A 25,172-nucleotide genomic window follows, 5' to 3' on the forward strand; every position below is an offset into this window, starting at 1 on the left:
GCAAAAGATGTAATGGAGAATATAGCATTAATTGATTCGTTTTCAGAATTTAAAGATAATAAAAGTATAGACAGAGTAACACTTATGTCTATTTTAGAAGAAGTGTTTAGAGCTACTTTAAAACGAAAGTTTGGGTCTGATGATAATTTTGATATTATTATCAATCCAGATAAAGGAGATTTAGAGATTTGGAGAAATAGAGTGGTGGTTGCAGATGGTTTTTCTGAAGATGATAACGAAGAAATAGAATTAGCAGAAGCAAGATTAATCGAGCCAGATTTTGAGATCGGAGAAGATGTATCTGAAGAAGTTAAGTTAGTAGATTTAGGAAGAAGAGCAATTTTAGCATTACGCCAAAACCTAATTTCTAAAATCTATGAACACGATAGCACTAACATCTTTAAGCAATTTAAAGATTTAGAAGGCGATTTATATAGTGCAGAAGTACATCATATTAGACATAATGCAATTATTTTGTTAGATGATGAAGGTAATGAGATTGTATTGCCAAAAAGCGAACAAATACGTTCAGATTTCTTTAGAAAAGGAGATTCTGTAAGAGGAGTAATTAAAGCAGTAGAATTAAGAGGTAATAAACCTGCAATAATTCTATCTAGAACCTCTCCCGCTTTTTTAACAAAATTATTTGAACAAGAAATTCCAGAAGTATTTGATGGTTTAATTACTGTTGAAGGTGTAGCAAGAATACCAGGAGAAAAAGCAAAAGTAGCAGTAGATTCTTATGATGATAGAATCGATCCTGTTGGAGCTTGTGTTGGTGTTAAAGGTTCTAGAATACATGGTATAGTTCGTGAATTAGGTAATGAAAACATTGATGTTATCAATTATACTAAAAACGAACAATTATTTATCTCAAGAGCATTAAGTCCTGCAAAAGTGACTTCAATGGAAATTGAAATGTACGAAGAAGAGAAAAATGGTAAAAAAGGTCGTGTAAACGTACTTTTAAAACCAGAAGAAGTATCTAAAGCAATTGGTCGAGGTGGTGTTAATATTCGTTTAGCGAGTGAGTTAACAGGTTACGAAATAGATGTTAAGAGAGAAGGTCTTGAAGAAGAAGACGTAGAATTAACAGAATTTGGTGATGAAATCGAAGCTTGGGTAATAAAAGAATTTAAAAACATTGGTTTAGATACTGCAAGAAGCGTATTAGAAACAAGTGTACAAGAATTAGTTAAGAGAACTGATTTAGAAGAAGAAACTATTTTAGACGTTCAAAGAATTCTAAAAGAAGAATTTGAAGATTAGTTCGTGAAATAGTGAAAGAGTAATCGTAAAAAAGTATATTTTTACAAAATTAAAGGCTAAAAAATAATATATGTCTGAAGGCAAAACAACGAGGCTTAATAAAGTTTTAAGAGAATTAAATATCTCTCTAGATAGAGCAGTAGAATATTTAGCAGATAAAGGTCATGAAATAGAATCAAGACCAACTACTAAAATTTCTGGTGAGGTCTATCAAGTGCTCCTAGATGGTTTCCAAACAGATGCTAGCAAAAAAGCTGCATCTAAGGAGGTTGGTGAAGAGAAGCGTAAAGAGAAAGAAGCTATTCGTGCAGAACTAGAAGCTAAGCAAGAGAGAAAAAGAGCAGAAGACGCTAAAAAAGAAGAAGTTCTTAAAGCTAAAGCCGAAAAACTAGAGTTTAAAACTGTTGGTAAAATTGATATTGATAATATTGGTAAGCCTGTAGCAAAAAAACAAGAAGTAGAGGCTAAAGAAGAAGTACCGAAAGGAGAAGCTCCAAAAGTTGAAAAGCCAACGGAAGTTGAAAAGCCTAAAGAAGAAGCCAAAAAGGAAACTGAACCTGTTGCTAAACCATCAGAAGATAAAAAAGTCGTTAAAGAGGTAAAGGTAGATAAGCCTATTTCTTTAGTTGAAAAAGAAGCTTCTAAGGTTGCTAAAAAAGCAGAAGGTAAAAAGGATACTACAAAAACTTCAGAAAAAACTGAAGAAGTAACTCCAGAAAATGCTGAAGCTATTAAAACTCAGTATAAGAAGTTAGACGGACCAAACTTTACAGGTAAGAAGATTGATTTAAAGCAATTTGAAAAACCTAAGAAGAAGAAACCAGAAGCTAAAAAGGATGCGTCTTCAGATCCAAGAAAAAAGCGTAAGCGTATTGTAAACAAAGCTGGTGGTAATGCTGGTAACAGAACTCAAGGAAACAGAGGTCCGGGTAATAGAGGTCCAGGAAACAATAGAGGTTCTTTCAATAAAGGTAGAGGTAATAATAGACCAGCTGCTGTTAAGAAAGAAGAACCAACAGAAGCAGATATCCAAAAGCAGGTTAGAGAAACTCTTGAAAAACTTCAAGGGAAATCATCTAAAGGTAAAGGAGCTAAATATCGTAGAAATAAAAGAGATGCTCGTAGAGAGCAGTCTGAAGCAGAACAAGAAGCACAGGCATTAGACAACAAAGTTTTAAAAGTAACAGAATTTGTTACGGTAAGTGAAGTTGCAACAATGATGGACGTGCCTGTTACTAACATTATTTCATCTTGTATGATGTTAGGAATGATGGTAACAATGAATCAGCGTTTAGATGCAGAGACTCTTGTTATTGTTGCTGAAGAATTCAATTATAAAGTAGAATTCATTGGTGCAGAAGTAGAAGAATCAATCGAAGAAGTTGTTGATAAGCCAGAAGATTTAATTAGTCGTGCGCCAATTATTACGGTAATGGGTCACGTAGATCACGGTAAAACATCTTTATTAGATTATATTAGAAAAGCAAATATTGTAGATGGAGAAAGTGGAGGAATTACACAGCATATTGGAGCATACTCTGTTAATGTTGGTGATGAAAAAATAGCTTTCTTAGATACACCAGGTCACGAAGCCTTTACAGCAATGCGTGCACGTGGGGCGCAAGTAACGGATTTAGTAATTATTGTTGCTGCAGCAGATGATGATGTAATGCCACAGACAAAAGAGGCAATTTCACATGCACAAGCAGCAGGAGTGCCAATTATATTTGCGATTAACAAAATTGATAAGCCAAACGCTAATCCAGATAATGTAAAGACACAATTATCTGCAATGAATTTGTTGATAGAAGAATGGGGTGGAAGTATTCAGTCTCAAGATATATCAGCAAAAACAGGTCAAGGTATTGAAGAGTTGTTAGAAAAGGTTTTATTAGAAGCAGAGATTTTAGAATTGAAAGCAAACCTTAATAAAAATGCAGTTGGTACAGTTGTAGAAGCTCAGTTAGATAAAGGTAGAGGTTATGTAACAACTATTTTAGTGCAGGCTGGTACTTTAAAAATTGGAGATTATATTCTTGCTGGTAAAAACAGTGGTAAAGTTAAAGCCATGTTTGATGATAAAGGAAGAAAATTAAATGAAGCAGGTCCTTCAACTCCAGTATCAATTTTAGGTTTAGACGGTGCGCCACAAGCAGGTGATAAGTTTAACGTATTTGAAGATGAAAGAGAAGCTAAACAAATAGCATCTAAGAGATCTCAATTACAACGTGAGCAATCTGTAAGAACTCAGAAAACATTAACGTTAGATGAAATAGGACGTAGAATTGCGTTAGGAGACTTTAAAGAATTAAATATTATCTTAAAAGGTGATGTTGATGGTTCTGTAGAAGCTTTAACAGATTCTTTCCAGAAATTATCTACAGAAGAGATACAAGTAAATATTTTACATAAAGGTGTTGGTGCTATTACAGAAAGTGATGTTTTATTAGCAACAGCTTCAGATGCAATTATTGTAGGATTTAATGTGCGTCCGCAAGGAAACGCAAGAATGGTAGCAGATAGAGAAGAAGTAGATATTAGAACATACTCTATTATTTATGATGCTATTAATGATCTTAAAGATGCAATGGAAGGAATGTTATCTCCTGAAATGAAAGAAGAAGTTACAGGTAATGTCGAAATTAGAGAAGTTTATAAGATTTCTAAAGTAGGTAACATTGCAGGTTGTATGGTTATGTCTGGTAAGATTTATAGAGATTCTCAAATTAGAATTATTAGAGATGGAATTGTTGTACATGACGGAACATTAACTTCTTTAAAACGTTTTAAAGATGACGTTAAAGAAGTAGCTAAAGGTTACGATTGTGGTCTTCAGGTTAAGAATTACAATGATATTGCAGAAGGTGATGTAATTGAAGCTTACAAAGAAGTAGCAGTAAAAAAGAAGTTAAAATAAACTGATTTTAACCAAATATAAAAGCCGAAATTCTTCATTGAATTTCGGCTTTCTTTTTCTGGTATTTTAAATATTTATTTTTTCATAGGTACTACAATTGTACCAGAAAATTCCTTTTTAAATATCAAATTAGCTCTGTCTGCTTCTAGTTTTGTTTTGTAGTTACCAACTTGCACTTTCCAGTCTGGATTGTTGTAAACAAGCTTGGTGTAAACTCTAGGGTAAAGAACTTTAAAACGTGCATGTTTAGACCTTGCAGTTCGTTCATTTCCGTAATAAATTTGAATGCTGTAACCATAACCATTAGACTTATTATAACTTCTTTTCTTTTCTAATAAATTAGTTACTTCTTTGTCTTTTTTAGTTGAGTTTTGGGCATTTAAAGTACCAATACTTACAAATAAACAGAACAAAAATATCTTTAAAAACAGTGTGTTTTTCATAATCTTAAATGTTTCTGCAAAAATAACGACTTGCTAAAGAATAAATTGAGTCTTTTCCTTATTTAGAATTATTATAAATTGATATTTAACATTCTATTAGCTTTTCAAAATTTAGCAATATGTAGTACTTTTGTTGAACTGTTCAAAATGTGTTTTTTGAACGAATTTATACACAATACTAAAATTATAGTTTGTAAATATGAAAAGTGTAACATTGCATAGTAGACTAAACTCTGTACTTCTAAAAAGTCTTACATTACTTTTGTTTTTTGCCTTTAGTGCATCAACTTATTCGCAAGATGTTGATGAGGCTCGTCAGAAAGAAGGTAGAAAATTATTTAAATCTTTATGTGCTTCTTGTCATAAGTTGGATAAGAAATTAGTTGGACCAGCTTTAGGTGGTGTAGAAGAGCGTAGAGAGAATTCTTGGTTAAAATCTTGGATTAAGAACAATGCTGAATTTCAAAAAGTGAACGCAGATGCTGCAGAAGCTGCACAGTACAGTGCAACTGCAATGAATGCATTTCCTCAATTAACTGATGAAAATATTGACAATATTTTATATTACACAACTGTTGGTGATATAAAAAAGGCTGCAGCTCCTGGAGCTGGAGGTGCTACAACTCAAGTGTTGGAAAAAAGTGGTGCGCCAGATTGGTTGATTTATTTCTTAGCGGCAGCAATTGTTGTGGCGTTTTTAATGATCGCAAGTTTGTTAAAACAAGTTAGTGAGTTAAAAGGAAATAAGAAATCGGGTGTAGAGTCTAATTTAAGAAGAGATTTACAAGAGCTTTGGGTTGGTGTTAAAGAAAATACTTTCTTAAAAGTTTTAGGTACTATTTTAGTTTTATTGATTGGTGCTTACGTTGTTTTCGGTACGATGTTTAAAGTTGGTGTAGATCAAGGTTATCAGCCAATTCAGCCAATAGCATTTTCGCACAAGATTCACGCAGGTGAAAATAAAATAGATTGCCAATATTGTCACTCTTCGGCAAAACATAGTAAGCATTCAGGAATTCCTTCTGTTAATGTTTGTATGAACTGTCATAAAGGTATTTCAGAAGTTGCTGAAGGAACTGAGATTCAGTGGAACGGTCAGACTTATGGTAAAGAGCAGTTAGATCAAGAGATTGCTAAAGTTTATAAAGCTGCAGGATGGGATCCAGATGAGTTGGCTTATACAGGAGAGGAAAAGCCGGTAAAATGGATTAGAATACACAATCTACCAGATTTTGCTTATTACAATCATGCTCAGCACGTAACTGTTGCAGGTGTTAAATGTCAAAAATGTCATGGTCCTGTAGAAGAAATGGATGAGGTGTATCAATATTCTCCGTTAACAATGGGATGGTGTATTGATTGTCATAGAGAGACGAATGTAGATTTAAAAGGAAATGAGTATTACGAAAAAATTCATGATCAGTTAGCTAAGAAATACGGTGTAGATAAAGTAACTATATCTCAGTTAGGCGGTTTGGAATGTGGTAAATGTCATTACTAAACAAGAAATTAAAGATTCAAAATTAAAAGAGGAAAAAAATTGTTGATCAATTTTATAAATCTTTCAATCATTAAATAAAAAAGTATAAATGGCTTCAAACAAAAAATACTGGAAAAGTGTTGAAGAACTAAAAGATAGTTCTGTTGTTGAAACGCTGAGTAAAAATGAATTTGTAGAGAATATTCCTGCAGATGATTTTTTAGGAGATAAAGAAACATTAGAGGCGTCTTCTACTTCTCGTAGAGATTTCTTAAAGTATGTTGGCTTTACTACAGCGGCAGCTTCATTAGCAGCTTGTGAAGGACCGGTTGTTAAATCGATTCCTTATGTTGTTAAACCAAATGATATTATTGCTGGTGTAGCAGATTGGTACGCTACTTCTATGGCAGATGGTTATGATTTTGCGAATATTTTAGTAAAAACTCGTGAAGGTAGACCAATTCAAATAATGCCTAATAAAGAAGCAAACGGAACAACAAGTGCTAGAGTGCAAGCTTCAGTTCTTTCTTTATATGATGAGAAGTTACGTTTGAAGGAACCTACTAAGGCTGGAGCAGCTATTTCATGGGCTGAAGCAGATAAGGAAATAGGTCAAAAATTAATTAGTCTTAAAGAAGCAGGTAAGCAAGTTGTTTTGTTAACAGGAACGATGGCTAGCCCTTCTACAGATAAAGTTATAAGTGAGTTCTTAACTACATATCCTAACGCTAAGCATGTTGTTTATGATGCTGTTTCAGAATCAGCAGCAGCAGATGCTTTTGAGAAAATGTATGGTAGGAGAGCTTTGCCAAATTATAAGCTTCAAAATGCTGAAACAATAGTTTCTTTTGGTGCAGATTTCTTAGGAGATTTTCATGGTGGATTTGAGAAAGCGTATATTGATGGTAGAAAACCAGAAACAGGTAAAATGTCTTACCATGTTCAGGTAGAAAGTAATATGTCTTTAAGTGGTGCCAATGCAGATAAGCGTTTGGTAGCTAAACCTTCTGATGTTGTTTTTTCATTGTTGAATCTTTACAAAGAGTTAACAGGAAATTCAGTAGCGTCTAATAGTACTCCTATTGATGCTGAAATTAAGAAGTTGGCAAAAGCTTTGAAAAAGGCTGATTCTAAAGGTGTTGTAATGACAGGTGTTAACGATGTTAATGCTCAATTGATTTCTTTAGCAATCAATCAATATTTAAGTAGTGAGATTTTAGATGCTAAAAACTCTTTAAATATCCGTAAAGGTAATTTTAAAGATGTAGAAGCGTTAGTTTCTGATATGAAATCAGGTAATGTTGGTGGTTTATTAGCTGTTAATGTTGATCCTGCCTATACTTTGCCAAATTCAGCTGAGTTTACAGATTCATTAAGTAAAGTTGATTTAAAGGTTTCGTTGTCTGTAGAAAACAATGCTACAACAAATACAATGGAATACGCATTGCCTGCACCACATTTCTTAGAGTCTTGGGGTGATACTCAGTTTTCTGAAGAAAACTTCGGTTTAATGCAACCTACAATTCAAACTTTATTCAACACGCGTCAAGTACAAGATACTTTATTAAAATGGTCTGGTAGTTCTACTAATTACTATGATTTCTTAAAGTCATTTTGGTCTGATAATGTTTTAGGTGGTTCGTCTTGGAATAAAGCTTTACATAATGGTTATTTCAGTAAAGCTGTTGATGCTAGTTCTGTATCTGAATTTGTTTCAGAAGTTTCTATATCAGAAGTTGCATCAAACTTAAAAAAGAGTACAAAAGCTTCAGAAATGGAGTTAAACTTATATACTAAAACAGGTTTAGGAGATGGTAAACAAGCAAACAATCCTTGGTTACAAGAATTCCCTGATCCAATTACAAGAGCTTCTTGGGATAACTACTTAACAATGTCTATAGCAGATGCTAAAGCATTAGGTTTTGAAAACCCTGTTAAAGATAACGGAGCAATTAATGGAGATTACGCAAAAGTAACCGTAAACGGTGAAGAAGTTGTAGTTCCAGTAATGATTCAACCAGGACAAGCAAAAGGTTCTGTAGGTTTATCATTAGGTTTTGGTAAAACATTCGGTTTAAAAGACGAAATGAAAGTTGGTGTTAACGCTTATCCTTTATACAAAGGAGGTAATAACATTCAATATAATGTTTCTATAGAAAAAGTATCTGGAACTCATAAGTTTGCTTGTACTCAAGTACAGAAAACAATTGCAGGACGTCACGATATTTTAAAAGTTACTTCATTAAAAGATTACAAGAATGTAGATCCAAAAGATCATCATCATGGTTGGAACAAGCCAGCTTATGTATCTTATGATCATAAAGAAGTAGAAGCAAATACAATAGATTTATGGGATGAACACAACAGAGAAGTTGGTCATCACTTTAATTTATCTATAGATTTAACTTCTTGTACAGGTTGTGGGGCATGTGTTGTAGCATGTCATGCAGAAAATAATGTACCGGTAGTTGGTAAAAATGAAGTAAGAGTTGGTAGAGATATGCATTGGTTGCGTATTGATAGATATTACTCTTCTGAAGTTGAAACTAGAGAAGAAGCAAAAGAATTAGGATTAAGTAGAGGAGCTACTTATGAGGCTTTAGAAACTGAAGCAGAAAATCCGGAAGTTACTTTTCAACCAATGATGTGTCAGCACTGTAATCACGCTCCTTGTGAAACTGTTTGTCCAGTAGCAGCAACTTCACATGGTCGTCAAGGTCAAAATCAAATGGCGTATAACAGATGTGTTGGTACAAGATATTGTGCAAACAACTGTCCTTATAGAGTTCGTAGATTTAACTGGTTTAATTATGCAAATAACAACGAGTTTGATTTCAATATGAACAACGAGTACGGTAAGATGGTTTTAAATCCTGATGTTGTAGTGCGTTCTAGAGGAGTTATGGAGAAATGTTCTATGTGTATTCAAATGACACAAGCAACAATTCTTAAAGCTAAAAAAGAAGGTCGTAAGGTAAATGTTGATGAATTTGAAACGGCTTGTTCTTCTGCTTGTACTACAGGAGCAATGGTTTTTGGTGATGTTAATAACAAAGAAGATAAAGTAGCTGCATTAGCAGAAGATAAAAGAGCTTATAACGTATTAGATTACCTTCAAACGAAGCCAAACGTAATCTATCAAGTTAAAGTAAGAAACACAAACGAAGCGTAATTAATTTTTAAGATATAAAAACATGTCTCATTACGAAGCACCCATAAGGGAACCTTTAGTATTAGGTGATAAAAGTTACCACGATATTACCGAAGACATTGCAAAACCTATCGAAGGTAAAGCAAATAAGAATTGGTATATAGCATTTTATATTTCTTTAGCAGCAATGTTATGGGGATTTGGATGTATTTTCTACACAGTAGGAACAGGAATTGGAGTTTGGGGATTGAGCAAGAACATTGGATGGGCTTGGGATATTACTAACTTTGTTTGGTGGGTAGGTATTGGTCACGCAGGAACATTAATTTCTGCAGTACTTTTATTATTCCGTCAAAAATGGAGAATGGCGATTAACCGTTCTGCAGAAGCAATGACGATTTTTGCTGTATTTCAAGCAGGATTGTTTCCAATTATTCACATGGGTAGACCATGGAATGCATTTTGGGTTTTACCAATACCGAATCAGTTTGGTTCTTTGTGGGTAAACTTTAACTCACCATTGTTATGGGATGTATTTGCAATTTCTACATACTTATCTGTATCATTAGTTTTCTGGTGGACAGGTTTATTACCAGATTTTGCAATGATAAGAGACAGAGCTGTTAAACCTTTTCAGAAGAAAATATATGCTTTATTATCTTTTGGTTGGTCTGGTAGAGCAAAAGACTGGCAACGTTTTGAAGAAGTTTCTTTAGTACTTGCAGGTTTGGCTACACCTTTGGTATTATCTGTACACACGATTGTATCAATGGATTTTGCTACATCTATTAATCCAGGTTGGCACTCAACAATTTTCCCTCCTTATTTCGTTGCCGGAGCAATCTTTTCAGGATTCGCAATGGTTCAAACGTTATTAGGTATCATGAGAAAAGTTACTAACCTAGAAGATTACATTACTCGTATGCACGTAGAGTATATGAATATTGTAATTATCTTAACAGGTGGTATTGTTGCTGTAGCTTATGCAACAGAATTCTTTATCGCATGGTATACAGGTTCTCCTTATGAAAACTATACATATTTATCTGTAGGTGCTGCAACAGGACCTTATGCTTGGGCATTCTATTCTTTATTATTCTTTAACATTTTAACTCCTCAGTTATTATGGTTTAAGAAAATTAGAAGAAGCTTTATATGGACTTTCGTAATCTCAATATTTATCAATATTGGTATGTGGTTTGAGCGTTTTGATATTATTGCGATTGTATTAAGTAAAGGTCATTTACCTTCTACTTGGTGGCGTTTCGAACCAACTTTTGTAGATGTTGGTATCTTTATCGGAACAATTGGATTTTTCTTTGTATTATTTTTATTATATGCGAGAACTTTCCCTGTAATAGCACAAGCAGAAGTAAAAACGATATTAAAGTCTTCAGGTGAATTTTACAAGAAGAGAAGCGAACAAGGTATTCCTACTAAACCAGCAATTGTAGTTAACAATACAGCTGTTAAAAAGGAAAACTTAGATAACAATATAAACGAATAAATATGGAAGCTAATAAAGTTATTCATGCATTTTATACGGATGATGAAGTTTTAGTTGATGCAGTTAAAGCTGTTAAAGCAGAACACCATCATATCGAAGAAGTATTTTGTCCATTTCCTGTTCATGGTCTAGACAAAGCTATGGGATTAGCACCAACAAGGTTAGCTATTACAGCTTTCTTTTATGGTATTACTGGATTAGGAGTTGCAATTTGGTTAACAAATTATATAATGATTCAAGATTGGCCGCAAGATATTGGTGGTAAACCAAGTTTTTTATGGTTTGAAAACATGCCAGCTTTTGTACCAATTATGTTTGAATTAACTGTGTTTTTTGCTGCACACTTAATGGTAATTACTTTTTACATGAGAAGTAGAATTTGGCCATTTAAAGAAGCTGAAAACCCAGATCCAAGAACTACAGATGATCATTTTTTAATGGAAATACCTGTACATAATAATGAGGAAGCTTTAACTTCTTTATTAGCTAAAACAGGAGCTGTAGAAATTAATGTAGTAGATAAGCACTAATAAATAGATAATGAAGAATTTAAAATTAATTATCGGTTTAATGGTTTTTACAAGTATTATTTCTTGTAACGACAATAAGAATAGACAAGTTCAATACATGCCAGACATGTATGAATCTATACCTTACAATGCAGACGGTGAAGAAAGTGTTAATGGTAACGTTGTAAACAGCAAACCTGTTGCAGGTACAATTCCAAGAGGCGGAGCACCAGCATATGATGTGCCTGATACTATTGAAGGATACGATACAGCTAAGGTTGAAGTTAAATCTCCATTAGAAAAAAATGACGAGAACTTAGAAAATGGTAAAGCAATGTATACCATTTATTGTGTTTCTTGTCACGGTAAAAAAGGAGACGGTCAGGGTTACTTAGCAACTTCAGAAAAATTTGCAGGTGTACCAAATTATAAAGATAGAGATATTACAGAAGGAAGCATTTATCATGTACTTATGCACGGTAAAGGTTTGATGGGATCTCATTCTTCTCAATTGACTTATAAAGAGCGTTGGCAAATTGTTCAATACGTAGAAGTTTTACGTGCAGATTTGTTAAAATAAAATACAAAAAGATAGAATACGAAAGATATGTATCAATTCTCAGGTAAATTAAAGACATTCTCATTAGCACTTATTGTTTTAGGTGTTATAGGAATAGCATTCAGTTTTTACAGTGGTTCACAAACTACTATAGAAGATGCTAAACATGCAATTGAAGCAGCTAGTAATGATGGTCATGGTGGTTCACATGGTGATGCAATCGAGGCTCCTCACAATGCAGATAGTTCAAAAGTAGATAATAATGCTTCTGGTGTTCATCACGGAGAAGGAAGTGTTGACACTACAATGAGTGGTCATGGTGCTCATGACGATGATTCTCATGCAGAACATGTTTTACATCAATTACAAAATAGACCATGGTCTGCATTTTATGTAGCATTGTTCTTTTCTCTTGGTTTAACTTTATTAGTTTTAACTTTCTATGCAATTCAAAGAGTAGCACAAGTTGGTTGGTCTGTAGTTATTTTAAGAGTTATGGAAGCTATTACAGGAAATTTATTACCTGTATCTATCTTAATGGCAATTGTTATTATTGCCTCTGTAATGCATTTAAATCATTTATTCCCTTGGATGGCCGAAGGTACTTTTGATCCTTCAAGTGAAAACTACGATCCTATTGTAGATGGTAAATCATGGTGGATAAATTCAACTGGTTTTCTTGTAAGAAGTATAATTTATTTAATCCTTTGGAATGCTTATAGATTTTTCATCAGAAAAAATTCTATTAAAGAAGATACTGCAAATGATGGTAACAAAACATACAAGAAGAATTATAATGCGTCTGTTATTTTCTTATTTGTATTTATGATTACAGAATCTATGATGTCTTGGGATTGGATAATGGGATTAGATCCTCACTGGTTCTCTACATTATTTGGATGGTATGTATTATCTACATTATTAGTTAGTGCTTTAACAGTTATTGCATTCTTTACAATATACTTAAGATCTAAAAATGCTTTACCAGGAGTTAATGATAGTCATATTCATGATTTAGCTAAGTTTATGTTTGGTTTTTCAGTATTCTGGACATATTTATGGTTTGCTCAGTTTATGTTAATCTGGTATGCAGATATACCAGAAGAAACAACATATTATGTAGCAAGATTTACTGAGTATAAATTACCATTTTTAGGTATGGTTATTATGAACTTTGCTTTTCCAGTATTATTATTAATTAATAGTGATTTTAAAAGTAAACCTTGGTTTGTTTTTATTGGAGGAGTTGTAATATTAGCAGGACATTATATTGATATATTTATTATGGTGATGCCATCTACAGTTGGTGCACAATGGTTCTTCGGAATTCCAGAAATTAGTGCTTTATTATTCTTTATTGGCTTAATAATTTATACAACTTTAAGTTCTTTTGCTAAAGCGAATCCTGTACCAAAAGGAAATCCATTTTTAGCAGAAAGTGAACATTTCCATTACTATAATATTGAACATTCTGGAGAAGATTCAGGAGATCATCATTAATAAATAATTTAATTAAAATAAATAAGACAAGATAAATATGCTAGCTCTATTTTATATTTTTATAGGTGTTGCAATTGGTGTAAGCGTTTGGCAAATTACTAGAATCATGGATTTTAGAAGTTCTATTGCCAATGATCAAGATAATGCTGCTCAAGGTAAATTTGCAATTGCTTTCATGGCTTTTCTATATGCTATGATGATTTACTGTTTAATTTTTATGAACGTAATTATGTTGCCTGAATCAGCTTCTTATGAAGGTGAGCATGATGACAACTTATTTGATATTACTTTTTGGTTAATTGGTATTGTTCAATTTATAATGCAATTCTTAATTTTCTATTTCACATTTAAGTATAGAGGAAGTAAAGACAGAAAAGCTAAGTTTTATGCAGACAGTCATAAGTTAGAATTTATTTGGACAGTTACTCCAGCCATCGTTTTAGTATTATTAATAGGATACGGTTTATGGCAATGGAATAACGTAATGGATTTATCTGACGCAGAAGATCCAATTGTAATAGAAGTTTATTCTCAACAATTTAGATGGGATGCTCGTTATGCTGGTGCAGATAACACTTTAGGATTAGGTAATGTAAACTTTATTAAAGGTATTAACACAATGGGGGTTGATATGTCTGATAAAAATTCTGCAGATGACAAACAAGTTACAGAGTTGTACTTACCAAAAGGAAGAAAAATTCATTTTAAGTTCCGTTCTCAAGATGTGTTACACTCAGCTTATATGCCTCACTTTAGAGCTCAAATGAACTGTGTGCCTGGTATGGTTACAGAATTTGGATTTACACCGAAGTACACGACTTTAGAAATGAGAGATCAACCAGAAGTTATAGAAAAGTCTATTGGTATTAATAAAATAAGAAAAGCTAAAGGCGAAGATCCTTATGTGTTTGATTATTTATTATTATGTAATAAGATTTGTGGTGCATCTCACTATAATATGCAAATGAAAATTACTGTTGTAGAACAAGAAGAATATGACAAGTGGTTATCAGAACAACCAACATTAGCTGAAGTTATTAAATAAATTATAATAAAATTACTACAAACAAGTAAGATTATGTCAGAACATCATCATAAAGAAACTTTTGTAACAAAATATATTTTTAGTCAAGATCATAAAATGATCTCTAAACAGTTTTTAGTAACTGGTATGTTTATGGGTATTATAGCCGTTTTAATGTCTATGTTATTCCGTTTACAACTTGCATGGCCAGATACTTCTTTTTCGATTGTTGAAGCATTTTTAGGATCTCACCAAACAGATGGTATTATGGATCCTGATATGTATTTAGCATTAGTTACAATACATGGTACTATTATGGTATTCTTTGTATTAACAGCAGGATTAAGTGGTACTTTTTCAAACTTATTAATTCCATTACAAATTGGTGCTAGAGATATGGCTTCAGGATTCCTAAATATGGTTTCTTATTGGTTATTTTTCTTATCTAGTGTAATTATGGTTATGTCTTTATTTGTTGAGGCAGGACCAGCAGCAGCAGGTTGGACTATTTATCCTCCATTAAGTGCTTTACCACAAGCCATTCCTGGTTCTGGTATGGGTATGACTTTATGGTTGGTTTCTATGGCTATATTTATTGCATCTTCTTTAATAGGATCATTAAATTATATAGTTACCGTTCTTAACTTACGTACAAAAGGAATGAAAATGACAAGATTGCCATTAACAATGTGGGCATTCTTTATTACAGCAATAATTGGTGTAGTTTCTTTCCCTGTATTATTATCGGCTGCTTTATTATTGATTTTCGATAGAAGTTTTGGTACATCTTTTTACTTATCAGATATTTTTATTTCTGGTGAAGTATTACACTACCAAGGAGGATCACCAGTATTATTTGAACACTTATTTTGGTTCTTAGGTCACCCAGAGGTATATATTGTATTATTACCTGCATTAGGTATTACATCAGAAATTATTTCTACAAATGCAAGAAAGCCAATTTTTGGATATAGAGCAATGATTGGTTCTATTATGGCAATTGCATTTTTATCAACAATTGTTTGGGGTCACCATATGTTTATCTCAGGAATGAATCCTTTCTTAGGATCTGTGTTTACATTTACAACTTTATTAATTGCAATCCCTTCTGCAGTAAAGGCGTTTAATTACGTAACAACGTTGTGGAAAGGTAACTTACAATTAAATCCAGCGATGTTATTTTCTATTGGTCTAGTTTCTACTTTCGTAACAGGAGGTTTAACAGGATTGGTTTTAGGAGATTCTGCTTTAGATATTAATATTCACGATACTTACTTTGTTGTGGCTCACTTCCACTTAGTAATGGGTGTTTCTGCAATCTTTGGTATGTTTGCTGGTGTTTATCACTGGTTCCCAAAAATGTATGGTAGAATGATGAATAAGACTTTAGGTTATTGGCATTTCTGGTTAAGTATTATATGTGCTTACGGAGTATTCTGGCCAATGCACTTTATTGGTTTAGCAGGTTTACCACGTAGATATTATACAAACACTAACTTTCCAATGTTTGATGATTTAGCAGATATCAATGTTGTTATTACTATTTTTGCTTTGGTTGGTGGTATTGCTCAGATATTCTTTATTGCTAACTTTTTTATCTCTATGTATAGAGGTGAAAAAGCTACACAAAATCCATGGAAATCAAACACTTTAGAATGGACAACACCAGTAGAACATGTACATGGTAACTGGCCAGGTAAAATACCAGAAGTTCATAGATGGGCATATGATTACAGTAAGCGTGTAGATCCTAATGATGATGATAGTGATTATTTACATGGTGAAGATTTTGTTTTACAAACAACACCATTATTAGACGGTGAAGAACCATCTTAATAATTATAAAATATAATTTAAAAAACCTTTCCAGCAATGGAAAGGTTTTTTTTGTGTAACAAAACTTACATTTTAGTATTTTAAATAATATTATCTTTGTTTTATGAACGAAAATTTAAATCCTGACAATAGTAACTTTTCTAATGAAGACTTTGATGTTGAAAAGAAGTTAAGACCTTTATCATTTGATGATTTTACTGGTCAAGATCAAGCTATTGATAATTTAAAAGTCTTTGTTCAAGCAGCAAATAAAAGGAATGAAGCTTTAGATCATACATTATTTCATGGTCCTCCTGGTTTAGGAAAAACGACACTTGCACATATTCTAGCAAATGAATTAGAAGTAGGAATTAAGGTTACCTCTGGACCTGTTTTAGACAAACCGGGTGATTTAGCAGGATTACTTACAAATCTAGATGAAAGAGATGTTTTATTTATTGATGAAATACATCGTTTAAGTCCAATAGTAGAAGAGTATTTGTATTCTGCAATGGAAGATTACAAAATAGATATAATGATTGAATCTGGGCCAAATGCACGTACAGTTCAAATTCACTTAGAACCTTTTACTTTAATTGGTGCTACCACTCGATCTGGATTATTAACTGCACCAATGCGTGCACGATTCGGAATTAGTAGTAGATTACATTATTATAAAACGGATTTATTAACCACTATTATTCAAAGAAGTGCGCACATTTTAGGCGTTCCTATTTCTATGGAAGCAGCGATTGAAATTGCTGGTCGTAGCAGAGGAACTCCAAGAATTGCGAATGCTTTGTTACGTAGAGTTAGAGATTTTGCAGAGATTAAAGGTGAAGGGAATATCACTATTGAAATAGCTAAATATTCTTTAAAAGCATTAAATGTTGATGCCCATGGTTTGGATGAAATGGATAACAAAATCTTGGCTACAATAATCGATAAATTTAAAGGAGGACCTGTTGGTATTAGTACAATTGCAACTGCTGTTTCTGAAAATACAGAAACAATAGAAGAAGTTTATGAACCTTTTCTTATACAACAAGGATTTATAATGAGAACTCCAAGAGGTAGAGAAGTAACAGAGTTAGCATATAAGCATTTAGGAAGAACAAAAGGAACAAATCAAGGAGAATTGTTTTAATGAACTTAAAAAAGATAATACCTATTTTAGAATGGTTGCCAAACTACAATTCTTCGCTGTTTAAGGGAGATTTAGTAGCGGGTATAACTGTAGGAATTATTTTAATTCCACAAGGAATTGCCTATGCTTTAATTGCAGGTTTACCACCAATTTATGGTTTATATTGTGCGTTGGTTCCACAGATTATGTATGCTATTTTTGGTTCTTCTAGACAAGTAGCAATTGGTCCGGTAGCAATGGATTCTTTAATTGTTGCAACAGGTGTTTCTACCTTAGCTTTGGCAGGATCTGAAAGTTATATTTCTATTACAATTTTATTGGCTTTAATGGTTGGTGCTATTCAGTTTATAATGGGAGTATTTAGTCTCGGTTTTATCGTAAATTTTCTATCAAAACCTGTTATTACAGGTTTTACATCTGCAGTTGCATTGATAATTGGTTTTAATCAATTTAGAAATTTATTGGGTGTAGATTTTGTTCAGAGCGACCAAATTCAGATAATTTTAGAAGATATTATTTATAATATTAGTAATTATAATTATCATACAACTGTTATAGGTTTATTTTCTGTAATCGTAATTATTTTCTTTCGTAAGATAAATAAGAAAATTCCGAATGCATTAATTGTTGTTATTCTTGGTATTATCACAATGAAATACTTTGGTAAATGCTTTGAAGACGTATCAATTGTAAAAGACATACCGTCAGGATTACCAAAGTTTGAACTACCATCTTTTGATTTTGATCAGATTAAAGAGTTAATGCCTATTGCTTTAACATTAGTAATGGTTGGTTATTTAGAAACCATTTCTATTGGTAAATCTTTAGAAGCTAAACAAGACGAATATAGAATTAGACCAAATCAAGAATTAATAGCATTAGGTATTAGTAATATGGTTGGTTCTTTATTTAAAGCATACCCAAGTACTTCTAGTTTTTCTAGATCTGCAATAAATCAAGAAAGTGGCGCTAAAACAGGTATGGCAGCATTAATATCTGTAATTATGGTGGTAATTACGTTGTTATTCTTAACACCTTTATTTTATCATTTACCAAAAACAGTTTTAGCAGCTATTATTATTGTAGCTGTATTTGGTTTGGTAAATTTTAAAGAAGCGGGTTTTTTATGGAAAGCAAATAAACTCGATTTTTGGTTAATGTTAGCAACCTTTTTGGCCACATTATTACTTGGAATTGAATATGGTATTATTGTTGGTGTAGGTTTATCTCTAATCATTTTAATTTTTAGAACCTCGAGACCGTATGTAGCAGAGTTAGGTAAAGTGCCAAACTCTAATTTTTACAGAAATAAAAATAGATTTGATGAAGTTGTAATTGATGATGATATTCTAGTTTTTAGATTTGATGCACAATTATTTTATGCAAACTCTAGTTATTTTAGAGATAAACTTGATGAAATGATGTTTAGAAAAGGTTCTGCATTAAAATTGATTGTATTAGATGCAGAAAGTATTAATAGAGTAGACAGTACAGGAGTAGAAATGCTTAAAGAACGAATTAAATATTGTCAAAAAAGAAATATTACATTCTATTTTGCAGGTGTTAAAGGTCCTGTAAGAGACGATTTATTTAGAAGTGGAATATTAGAAATTATTGACTTAAAACATTTCTTTATGCGCGCAAATCAAGCGGTAAAATTCTATAAAACCGGAGATCGATCGCATCAAGAGAAATACGCGAAATATATACATCAAGCTTACGATTAAGCTTTAACTTAAAACTGATAAATATCATTTAGTAATTTACACTATTGATGTTATTTTGAAGTGTAATAAATGAAGAACAGATTATGATAATAGAACAAATTTATACAGGTTGTTTAGCACAAGGTGCTTATTATATTGAAAGTAAAGGAGAAGTAGCAATTATAGATCCTTTAAGAGAAGTACAAGATTATATTGATAGAGCAGCAAAAGCTAATTCAAAAATTAAGTACATTTTTGAAACACATTTTCATGCAGATTTTGTTAGTGGGCACGTAACTCTTGCAGAAAAAACAGGAGCAGATATTGTTTATGGTCCAACAGCAAAAACTAATTTTAATGCAATAATAGCAGAAGATAATCAAGTTTTTAAAGTAGGAGATATTTCTATAACGGTATTACACACACCTGGTCATACAATGGAAAGTTCTTGTTATTTATTAAAAGATGAGAATGGTAAAAACCATGCTCTTTTTAGCGGAGACACATTATTCTTAGGTGATGTTGGTAGACCAGATTTAGCTCAAAAAGGAGATATTACTGAAGAGGATTTAGCTGGTTTTCTATTTGATAGTTTAAGAATTAAAATTATGCCGTTAGCAGATGATATTATTGTTTATCCAGCACACGGTGCGGGTTCTGCTTGTGGTAAAAATTTAAGTAAAGAAACAGTAGGTACAATTGGTAATCAAAAAGAAACCAATTATGCCTTAAGAGCTAACATGACAAAAGAAGAGTTTATAAAAGAAGTTACAGATGGTTTATTACCACCACCAGCTTACTTTCCTTTAAATGTTAAATTAAATAAAGAAGGTTATAAATCTATAGATGATGTTATAAAAACATCTACAAAACCATTGTCTGTAAAAGATTTTGAATTGGTTGCAAACGAAACTGACGCTATTATTTTAGATGTACGTCATCAAACAGAATTTATAAAAGGATTTATTCCTCAATCTATTTTTATTGGAATAGACGGCGGATTTGCACCTTGGGTTGGCGCATTAATAAAAGACATTACACAACCAATTTTATTAGTAGCTGCAAAAGGTAGAGAAGAAGATACAATTACAAGATTATCTAGAGTTGGTTTTGATAATGTATTAGGTTATTTAGAAGGAAGTTTTGATGCTTGGAAACAAGCAGGAAAAGAAATTGATACTTTAGAATCTGTTTCTGCATCTGTGTTAGAAGAAAAAATAAAAGAAAATATGCCTGTTTTTGATGTAAGAAAGCCGGGTGAGTTTTCTAGCGAACATATAAATGTTGCTGAAAGCACACCTTTAGATTTTTTAAACGATCATATTTCACAATTTCCAAAAAAAGGAGATTTTTATATACATTGTGCAGGTGGTTACCGTTCTGTTATTGCTGCTTCGATACTTAAAGCTAGAGGATTTCATAACGTAATTGATGTGGCAGGTGGTTTTGGTGCAATAAGAAAAACTGATATCGAGACAACTGCAGCCGTTTGTCCGTCTACTTTAAAATAGTTTTAATGAAGCATTTTATTTGTTTATTAGTTACATGTATGTTTTTTATTGCTTGTAAACCTCAAAGTGATACAAATAATATAACTACTTTAGAATTAAAACGTATTTTAGAAGAAGATAGCATACAATTATTAGATGTTAGATCAACGAAAGAAGTTAAACAAGGTTTTATAAAAACTGCGATTTTTGCAGATTATTTTGATGCAAATTTTTATAATAATGCCTCAAGAAAGTTAGATAAAAATCGAAAAGTGTTTGTCTATTGTAGAAGCGGAAATAGAAGTAAAAAAGCCATTAAAATACTAAGTAAAGCAGGTTTTATGTGCGTTAATGTTTTAGGTGGATATAATCAATGGAAAAAAGAAAATTAGATAGTATGATTTCAGAAATAAAAATAGAGAATTTAAAATGTGGTGGTTGTGCTGCTACAATAAAAAAAGGTTTATTAAGTATAAATGAAGTTACAGATGTGCAAGTTGAAGTAGAAAATTCTACGGTTACCATAACATCAGAAAACGAAAATTTAGATTTGATAAAAGAAAAATTATCCAAATTAGGATATCCGGAAGTAGGAGATAAAAACACCATAGCTCATAAAGCAAAGTCATTTGTTAGTTGCGCTATTGGCAGAATAGATTCATAAAAATAAAAAATCTCAAAATGTAAATTTTGAGATTTTTTATTTTAAAAGTAATTTTATTTTATCCTAAGTATGTTTTTAGCATTTGATTTTTAGATTTAGATTGCAATCGTCTTATTGCTCTTTGTTTTACTTGTCTTACTCTTTCTCTAGTTAAATCGAATTTTTCGCCTATTTCAGTTAAACTTGTAGCAACTTCATTACCAATACCGTAATACATTTTTAAAACTTTAGCTTCTTTAGATGTTAAAGTGTTTAAAGCTCGATCGATTTCTATTTTCAAAGATTGATTCATTAAATCTTTATCTGGTTTCGGAGATTCATCAGACTGCAAAACATTGTATAAATTAGAATCTTCTCCGTCTTTAAAAGGCGCATCCATAGATAAAGATTTACCAGAATTTCTAATAGATTGTTCTACTTCTGTTTCTGTCATGTCTAAACTTTGCGCAATCTCTTTATTTGTAGGCATTCGTTGTTCATTTTGCTCTAGTCTAGCGTAAATTTTGTTAATTTTACTGATACTCCCAATTTTATTTAATGGCAACCTTACAATTCTAGATTGTTCTGCTAAAGCTTGCATTATAGATTGACGAATCCACCAAACAGCATAAGAAATAAATTTAAAACCTCTTGTTTCATCAAAACGTTTTGCCGCTTTTACCAAACCTAAATTACCTTCGTTTATTAAGTCTGATAGTTTTAAACCTTGCCCTTGATATTGTTTAGCGACAGATACTACAAACCTTAAATTAGCCTTCACCAATTTATCTAACGCAATTGAATCTCCTGTTTTAATTTTTAGAGCCAATTCAACTTCTTCATCTGCAGTTATTAAACCTATTTTACTTATTTCTTGAAAATATTTTTCTAAAGATTTTGCGTCTCTGTTGGTTACTTGCTTTACAATTTTAAGTTGTCTCATAAATTTTTAGTTTATTTTTTTGAATGAAGTGAGCTACTCTTTTAATTAGATTTGTTCTTTAAAAGAGAAAAAAAGAAAAGGGATAAGATGTCTAGAAAACTTGTTGGTAAAACTTCTTGGTAAAAACACTGTAGTAAAGCGTAGTTTTTATGCTAAAAGAATTGAAGTTTAAAAGTTTTTTCATAGAATTTCAATATACAGAAAAACGAGCGATTTTCAAAGAAAAAGGCTCGTTTTGTGATTTTATTAACCAAAATTGATTTAAAAAGTATGTTTTTTTAGAATTTTAGCGTTACACCAACTAAGAAGTTTCTAGTTGCTTGAGGGTAAAAACCGGCATAATCTAAAGTAGTTGTTTTATTTGGATCTGACCAAGTGTCATCAAAAGTACCATAGTAACCTCTGTCTACATATTCTCTATCAAAAATATTGTTTATTAAAGCAGTAAATACAATTGACTTAAAAATTTTAGTAGGTTTTACTTCGTACACAAAGTTTAAATCTGAAGTAAAATAACTGTCTATAATATCACTATTAGAAACTTTGCTACCTAAGTTACTCATATATTGTTTGCCAACATATTTAGATAAGAAAGAAATTTGTAGGTTTTCTATTGGTTTGTAAATAAACATATTTCCAACAACTACGTCCGGAGAAAATGAAATGTCTGTATTTCCTAAATTTTGTAAAGCACCGTCTATTTTGGCAACAAAGTTTTTATTCTTATTAGAACTAAAAGCTGCATTTGGTTTAATTGAGAAATATTCATTTAAATAAATATCCGCATCTATTTCTAAACCTAATCTATAACTGTCTCCAGAAGTAGCTCTAATAGGTGCACCAACGTCATCTAAAGCACCAGTTAATACTAACTGATTTTTATAATTCATATAGTACACATTTGTATTTAATTTTACATATTCACTTTTTAATCTCCAACCAAATTCTAAATCATTTAAAGTTTCGTGTGTGTTTACGCCACCTTCAAAATCATTTCTATTTGGCTCTCTATTAGCTACAGCAAAAGAAGTATATAAACTATTATTAGGATCTACTTTATATGTAAGTCCTACTTTAGGATTAAAGAAATCAAAATTTGCATCTACTCCAATGTTTTCTAGATCAGAAGTAATACCATTTGTTTGGTAGTTAACAAAACGACCTTGTAAATCTAAGTAACCAGAAAGATCTTCTGAAATTTTAAAGTTTGCTTTTGCAAAAACAGAAAAGTCGGTTTTTTTAGCATCAGAAAAATAATACTGATCTCTAATATTTGTGTTTGGTGCTAAATCTTCTCCCCAAATCACTTCTCCGAAATGATCTCCGGTATAATTTGAATAAGAAATACCAGAAATTACATTTAAAGATTCGTTTTTGTAATTAGCATTAAAGTTAGCAACATAAAAGTCATTTTGTAACCATCGTCTAACAATAACATCTGAACCATCAACAATTAAATTATTAAAATCTGCTGCATCTTCTTCTACTTTATATTGTTCGAAGTAACCAGAACCTTTTGTGTAGTTTAATGCTAAATTTGTAGACCAATTATCGTTTAATTGCTCATTCCAGTGCAATTGATAATGGTTTTGCTCGTAATTATCTACCTCATTATCATAAGTGTAATAATTGTATCTTCTGTCAGAATTTCTTAAATTTTCTGCTTCACTATCACTTAAAAAGTTATCTGTAATATAATCTTCGATACCTTGAGCATCATTTTCTAATCTTACTTTAGGCGTACCGTACCAAGCTTGGTAGGTTTTTTCTTTCCCTCCGAAAGTAATTGCTTTTATTAAAGTATTATCATCAATATAACTTCCTTGTAAAAAGTAAGATTTTAGGTCTGATGATGCTCTGTCGATATATCCATCAGAAGAAATATTAGACAAACGACCTGCAATTTCTATATGATCGTTAATTTTACCTGTACTAAATTTTACAGTATGTTTTCTTGTGTTAAAAGAGCCAAAAGAGTTTGATATTTCTCCGTATGCTTCTTCTTGAGCAGCATCTGTTAAAATATTTAAACTTGCCCCAAAAGCACCAGAACCATTTGTAGAAGTACCAACACCACGTTGCAATTGTAAGTTTTGAGTTGAAGATGCAAAATCACCTAAATTAACCCAAAAAGTACCATGGCTTTCTGCATCGTTATAAGGTATACCATTAACGGTTACATTAATTCTTTCTCCGTTAGAACCACGCACGCTCATGTATGTGTAACCAACACCTGCACCAGCATCTGATGAAGAAACAACAGAAGGCATATAGTTTAAAAGAATAGGAATATCTTGTCCTAGATTACGTTTTGCAATTTCTTTTTTAGATAAGTTAGAAAATGTAACCGGAGCATCGGTATTTGCTCTTACGGCAGCAACTAAAACTTCGTCTAAAACCATAGAACCTGTTTTAAGTTTTATAAAATACTCTTCGTTTTTAGAAAGTAAAACTCTTTGCGAAATAGTTTTGTAACCAATAAAAGAAACTTCTACTGTATAAGTACCTTTTTTAAGTTGCAAACTAAAATTTCCTTTAAAATTTGTTGATGTTCCTTTTTTAATTTCTTTAATGTAAACAGATGCTCCTGGTAAAGGATTTTCGTTTTCGTCTATTACAGTTCCAGAAAATTTAAAGGATTGTGCATTTGTAAGTATACTTACTAATAAGAATAAAAAAATTGTAATTTTTTTCATTTTAAATAATATAAAACGAATAAAAAGAGGCAATTATTCTGTGACTATTTTTGAATAATTAGTTTTGGCATTTAGAAGAGTTTGCAACGTAATAGTGTTTTATTTTTTTAAACCTACTGCAGTTAAAACTTCTTAATGACTTTGTTATAAATCCCTAAACAGCATTACCTGTTCTAGGTTCTTTGGGTATGATCTCAGCCTTTTTAAAGCACCCCTTTATGAGAACAATGCAAAATTAAGCTAGAATAGTTTAATGCGGAACTAAAAAGTGATTTATTTTAACTTTAGGTTAAGTTTTTCAACAATCATTACCGATAAGTAAAATTTTATATGAGTTAATGTGTATAAAAAATCAGCACTAAATTTGTACAAA

At 31.8% G+C, this 25,172-nt stretch carries 18 protein-coding genes; 15 read left to right on the plus strand and 3 right to left on the minus strand.

What is annotated here, in order from left to right; all coding sequences use genetic code 11:
- Positions 1-12: 12 nt before the first annotated feature.
- The gene (gene nusA, locus WG950_RS10985) at positions 13-1,269 is read left to right on the plus strand and encodes a transcription termination factor NusA (RefSeq protein WP_079737423.1); all 1,257 of its coding nucleotides are present in this window, start codon (positions 13-15) and stop codon (positions 1,267-1,269) included.
- Between the two features lie 70 nt (positions 1,270-1,339).
- On the plus strand, positions 1,340-4,186 hold the full coding sequence (gene infB, locus WG950_RS10990) for a translation initiation factor IF-2 (protein ID WP_340932328.1): 2,847 nt from the start codon (positions 1,340-1,342) through the stop codon (positions 4,184-4,186).
- Positions 4,187-4,260: 74 nt separating this feature from the next.
- Here the strand turns inward: infB and WG950_RS10995 are convergent, their stop codons facing one another.
- Positions 4,261-4,629 carry an SPOR domain-containing protein gene (locus WG950_RS10995; protein ID WP_340932329.1) on the minus strand — a complete coding sequence of 123 codons (369 nt, stop codon included), beginning with the start codon at positions 4,627-4,629 and terminating at the stop codon, positions 4,261-4,263.
- Positions 4,630-4,828: 199 nt separating this feature from the next.
- Between WG950_RS10995 and WG950_RS11000 the strand changes: the two genes are divergently transcribed.
- The 13 genes from WG950_RS11000 (at position 4,829) to WG950_RS11060 (ending at position 21,181) form a co-directional block, all read left to right on the plus strand.
- Positions 4,829-6,130: a c-type cytochrome gene (locus WG950_RS11000; protein ID WP_340932331.1), complete on the plus strand. Its 1,302-nt coding sequence runs from the start codon at positions 4,829-4,831 to the stop codon at positions 6,128-6,130.
- A gap of 88 nt (positions 6,131-6,218) precedes the next feature.
- On the plus strand, positions 6,219-9,281 hold the full coding sequence (locus tag WG950_RS11005; protein WP_340932332.1) for a TAT-variant-translocated molybdopterin oxidoreductase: 3,063 nt from the start codon (positions 6,219-6,221) through the stop codon (positions 9,279-9,281).
- A gap of 22 nt (positions 9,282-9,303) precedes the next feature.
- Positions 9,304-10,767: an NrfD/PsrC family molybdoenzyme membrane anchor subunit gene (nrfD, locus tag WG950_RS11010; protein WP_077810259.1), complete on the plus strand. Its 1,464-nt coding sequence runs from the start codon at positions 9,304-9,306 to the stop codon at positions 10,765-10,767.
- Between the two features lie 2 nt (positions 10,768-10,769).
- A complete protein-coding gene (locus WG950_RS11015; RefSeq protein WP_340932338.1) occupies positions 10,770-11,297 on the plus strand; it encodes a DUF3341 domain-containing protein in 528 nt (175 codons plus the stop codon).
- Between the two features lie 10 nt (positions 11,298-11,307).
- Entirely contained in the window at positions 11,308-11,856 is a 549-nt protein-coding gene (locus WG950_RS11020) for a cytochrome c (protein WP_340932340.1), read from the plus strand.
- Positions 11,857-11,883: 27 nt separating this feature from the next.
- The gene (locus WG950_RS11025; protein WP_340932343.1) at positions 11,884-13,335 is read left to right on the plus strand and encodes a quinol:cytochrome C oxidoreductase; all 1,452 of its coding nucleotides are present in this window, start codon (positions 11,884-11,886) and stop codon (positions 13,333-13,335) included.
- 37 nt (positions 13,336-13,372) lie between these two features.
- The gene (locus WG950_RS11030; protein ID WP_077810256.1) at positions 13,373-14,380 is read left to right on the plus strand and encodes a cytochrome c oxidase subunit II; all 1,008 of its coding nucleotides are present in this window, start codon (positions 13,373-13,375) and stop codon (positions 14,378-14,380) included.
- A gap of 33 nt (positions 14,381-14,413) precedes the next feature.
- On the plus strand, positions 14,414-16,195 hold the full coding sequence (locus WG950_RS11035) for a cytochrome c oxidase subunit I (protein WP_340932349.1): 1,782 nt from the start codon (positions 14,414-14,416) through the stop codon (positions 16,193-16,195).
- Between the two features lie 103 nt (positions 16,196-16,298).
- Entirely contained in the window at positions 16,299-17,321 is a 1,023-nt protein-coding gene (gene ruvB, locus WG950_RS11040) for a Holliday junction branch migration DNA helicase RuvB (RefSeq protein ID WP_340932350.1), read from the plus strand.
- The gene (locus WG950_RS11045; RefSeq protein WP_340932351.1) at positions 17,321-19,048 is read left to right on the plus strand and encodes a solute carrier family 26 protein; all 1,728 of its coding nucleotides are present in this window, start codon (positions 17,321-17,323) and stop codon (positions 19,046-19,048) included. The genes ruvB and WG950_RS11045 overlap by 1 nt, the downstream gene beginning before the upstream one ends.
- A gap of 83 nt (positions 19,049-19,131) precedes the next feature.
- Positions 19,132-20,538, plus strand: a complete 1,407-nt coding sequence (locus tag WG950_RS11050; RefSeq protein WP_340932353.1) for an MBL fold metallo-hydrolase — start codon at positions 19,132-19,134, stop codon at positions 20,536-20,538.
- Positions 20,539-20,543: 5 nt separating this feature from the next.
- Positions 20,544-20,909: a rhodanese-like domain-containing protein gene (locus WG950_RS11055; RefSeq protein ID WP_340932354.1), complete on the plus strand. Its 366-nt coding sequence runs from the start codon at positions 20,544-20,546 to the stop codon at positions 20,907-20,909.
- A complete protein-coding gene (locus WG950_RS11060; RefSeq protein ID WP_254712353.1) occupies positions 20,891-21,181 on the plus strand; it encodes a heavy-metal-associated domain-containing protein in 291 nt (96 codons plus the stop codon). Before WG950_RS11055 ends, WG950_RS11060 begins: the two co-directional genes overlap by 19 nt.
- Positions 21,182-21,239: 58 nt before the next feature.
- Here WG950_RS11060 and WG950_RS11065 read toward each other — a convergent pair whose 3' ends face one another.
- Positions 21,240-22,103, minus strand: a complete 864-nt coding sequence (locus WG950_RS11065) for a sigma-70 family RNA polymerase sigma factor (RefSeq protein WP_077810250.1) — start codon at positions 22,101-22,103, stop codon at positions 21,240-21,242.
- A 278-nt stretch (positions 22,104-22,381) separates the two neighbouring features.
- On the minus strand, positions 22,382-24,799 hold the full coding sequence (locus WG950_RS11070; protein ID WP_340932357.1) for a TonB-dependent receptor: 2,418 nt from the start codon (positions 24,797-24,799) through the stop codon (positions 22,382-22,384).
- Positions 24,800-25,172 lie beyond the last annotated feature (373 nt).

This window comes from Polaribacter marinaquae (assembly GCF_038019025.1).
Taxonomy (GTDB): Bacteria; Bacteroidota; Bacteroidia; order Flavobacteriales; family Flavobacteriaceae; genus Polaribacter; species Polaribacter marinaquae.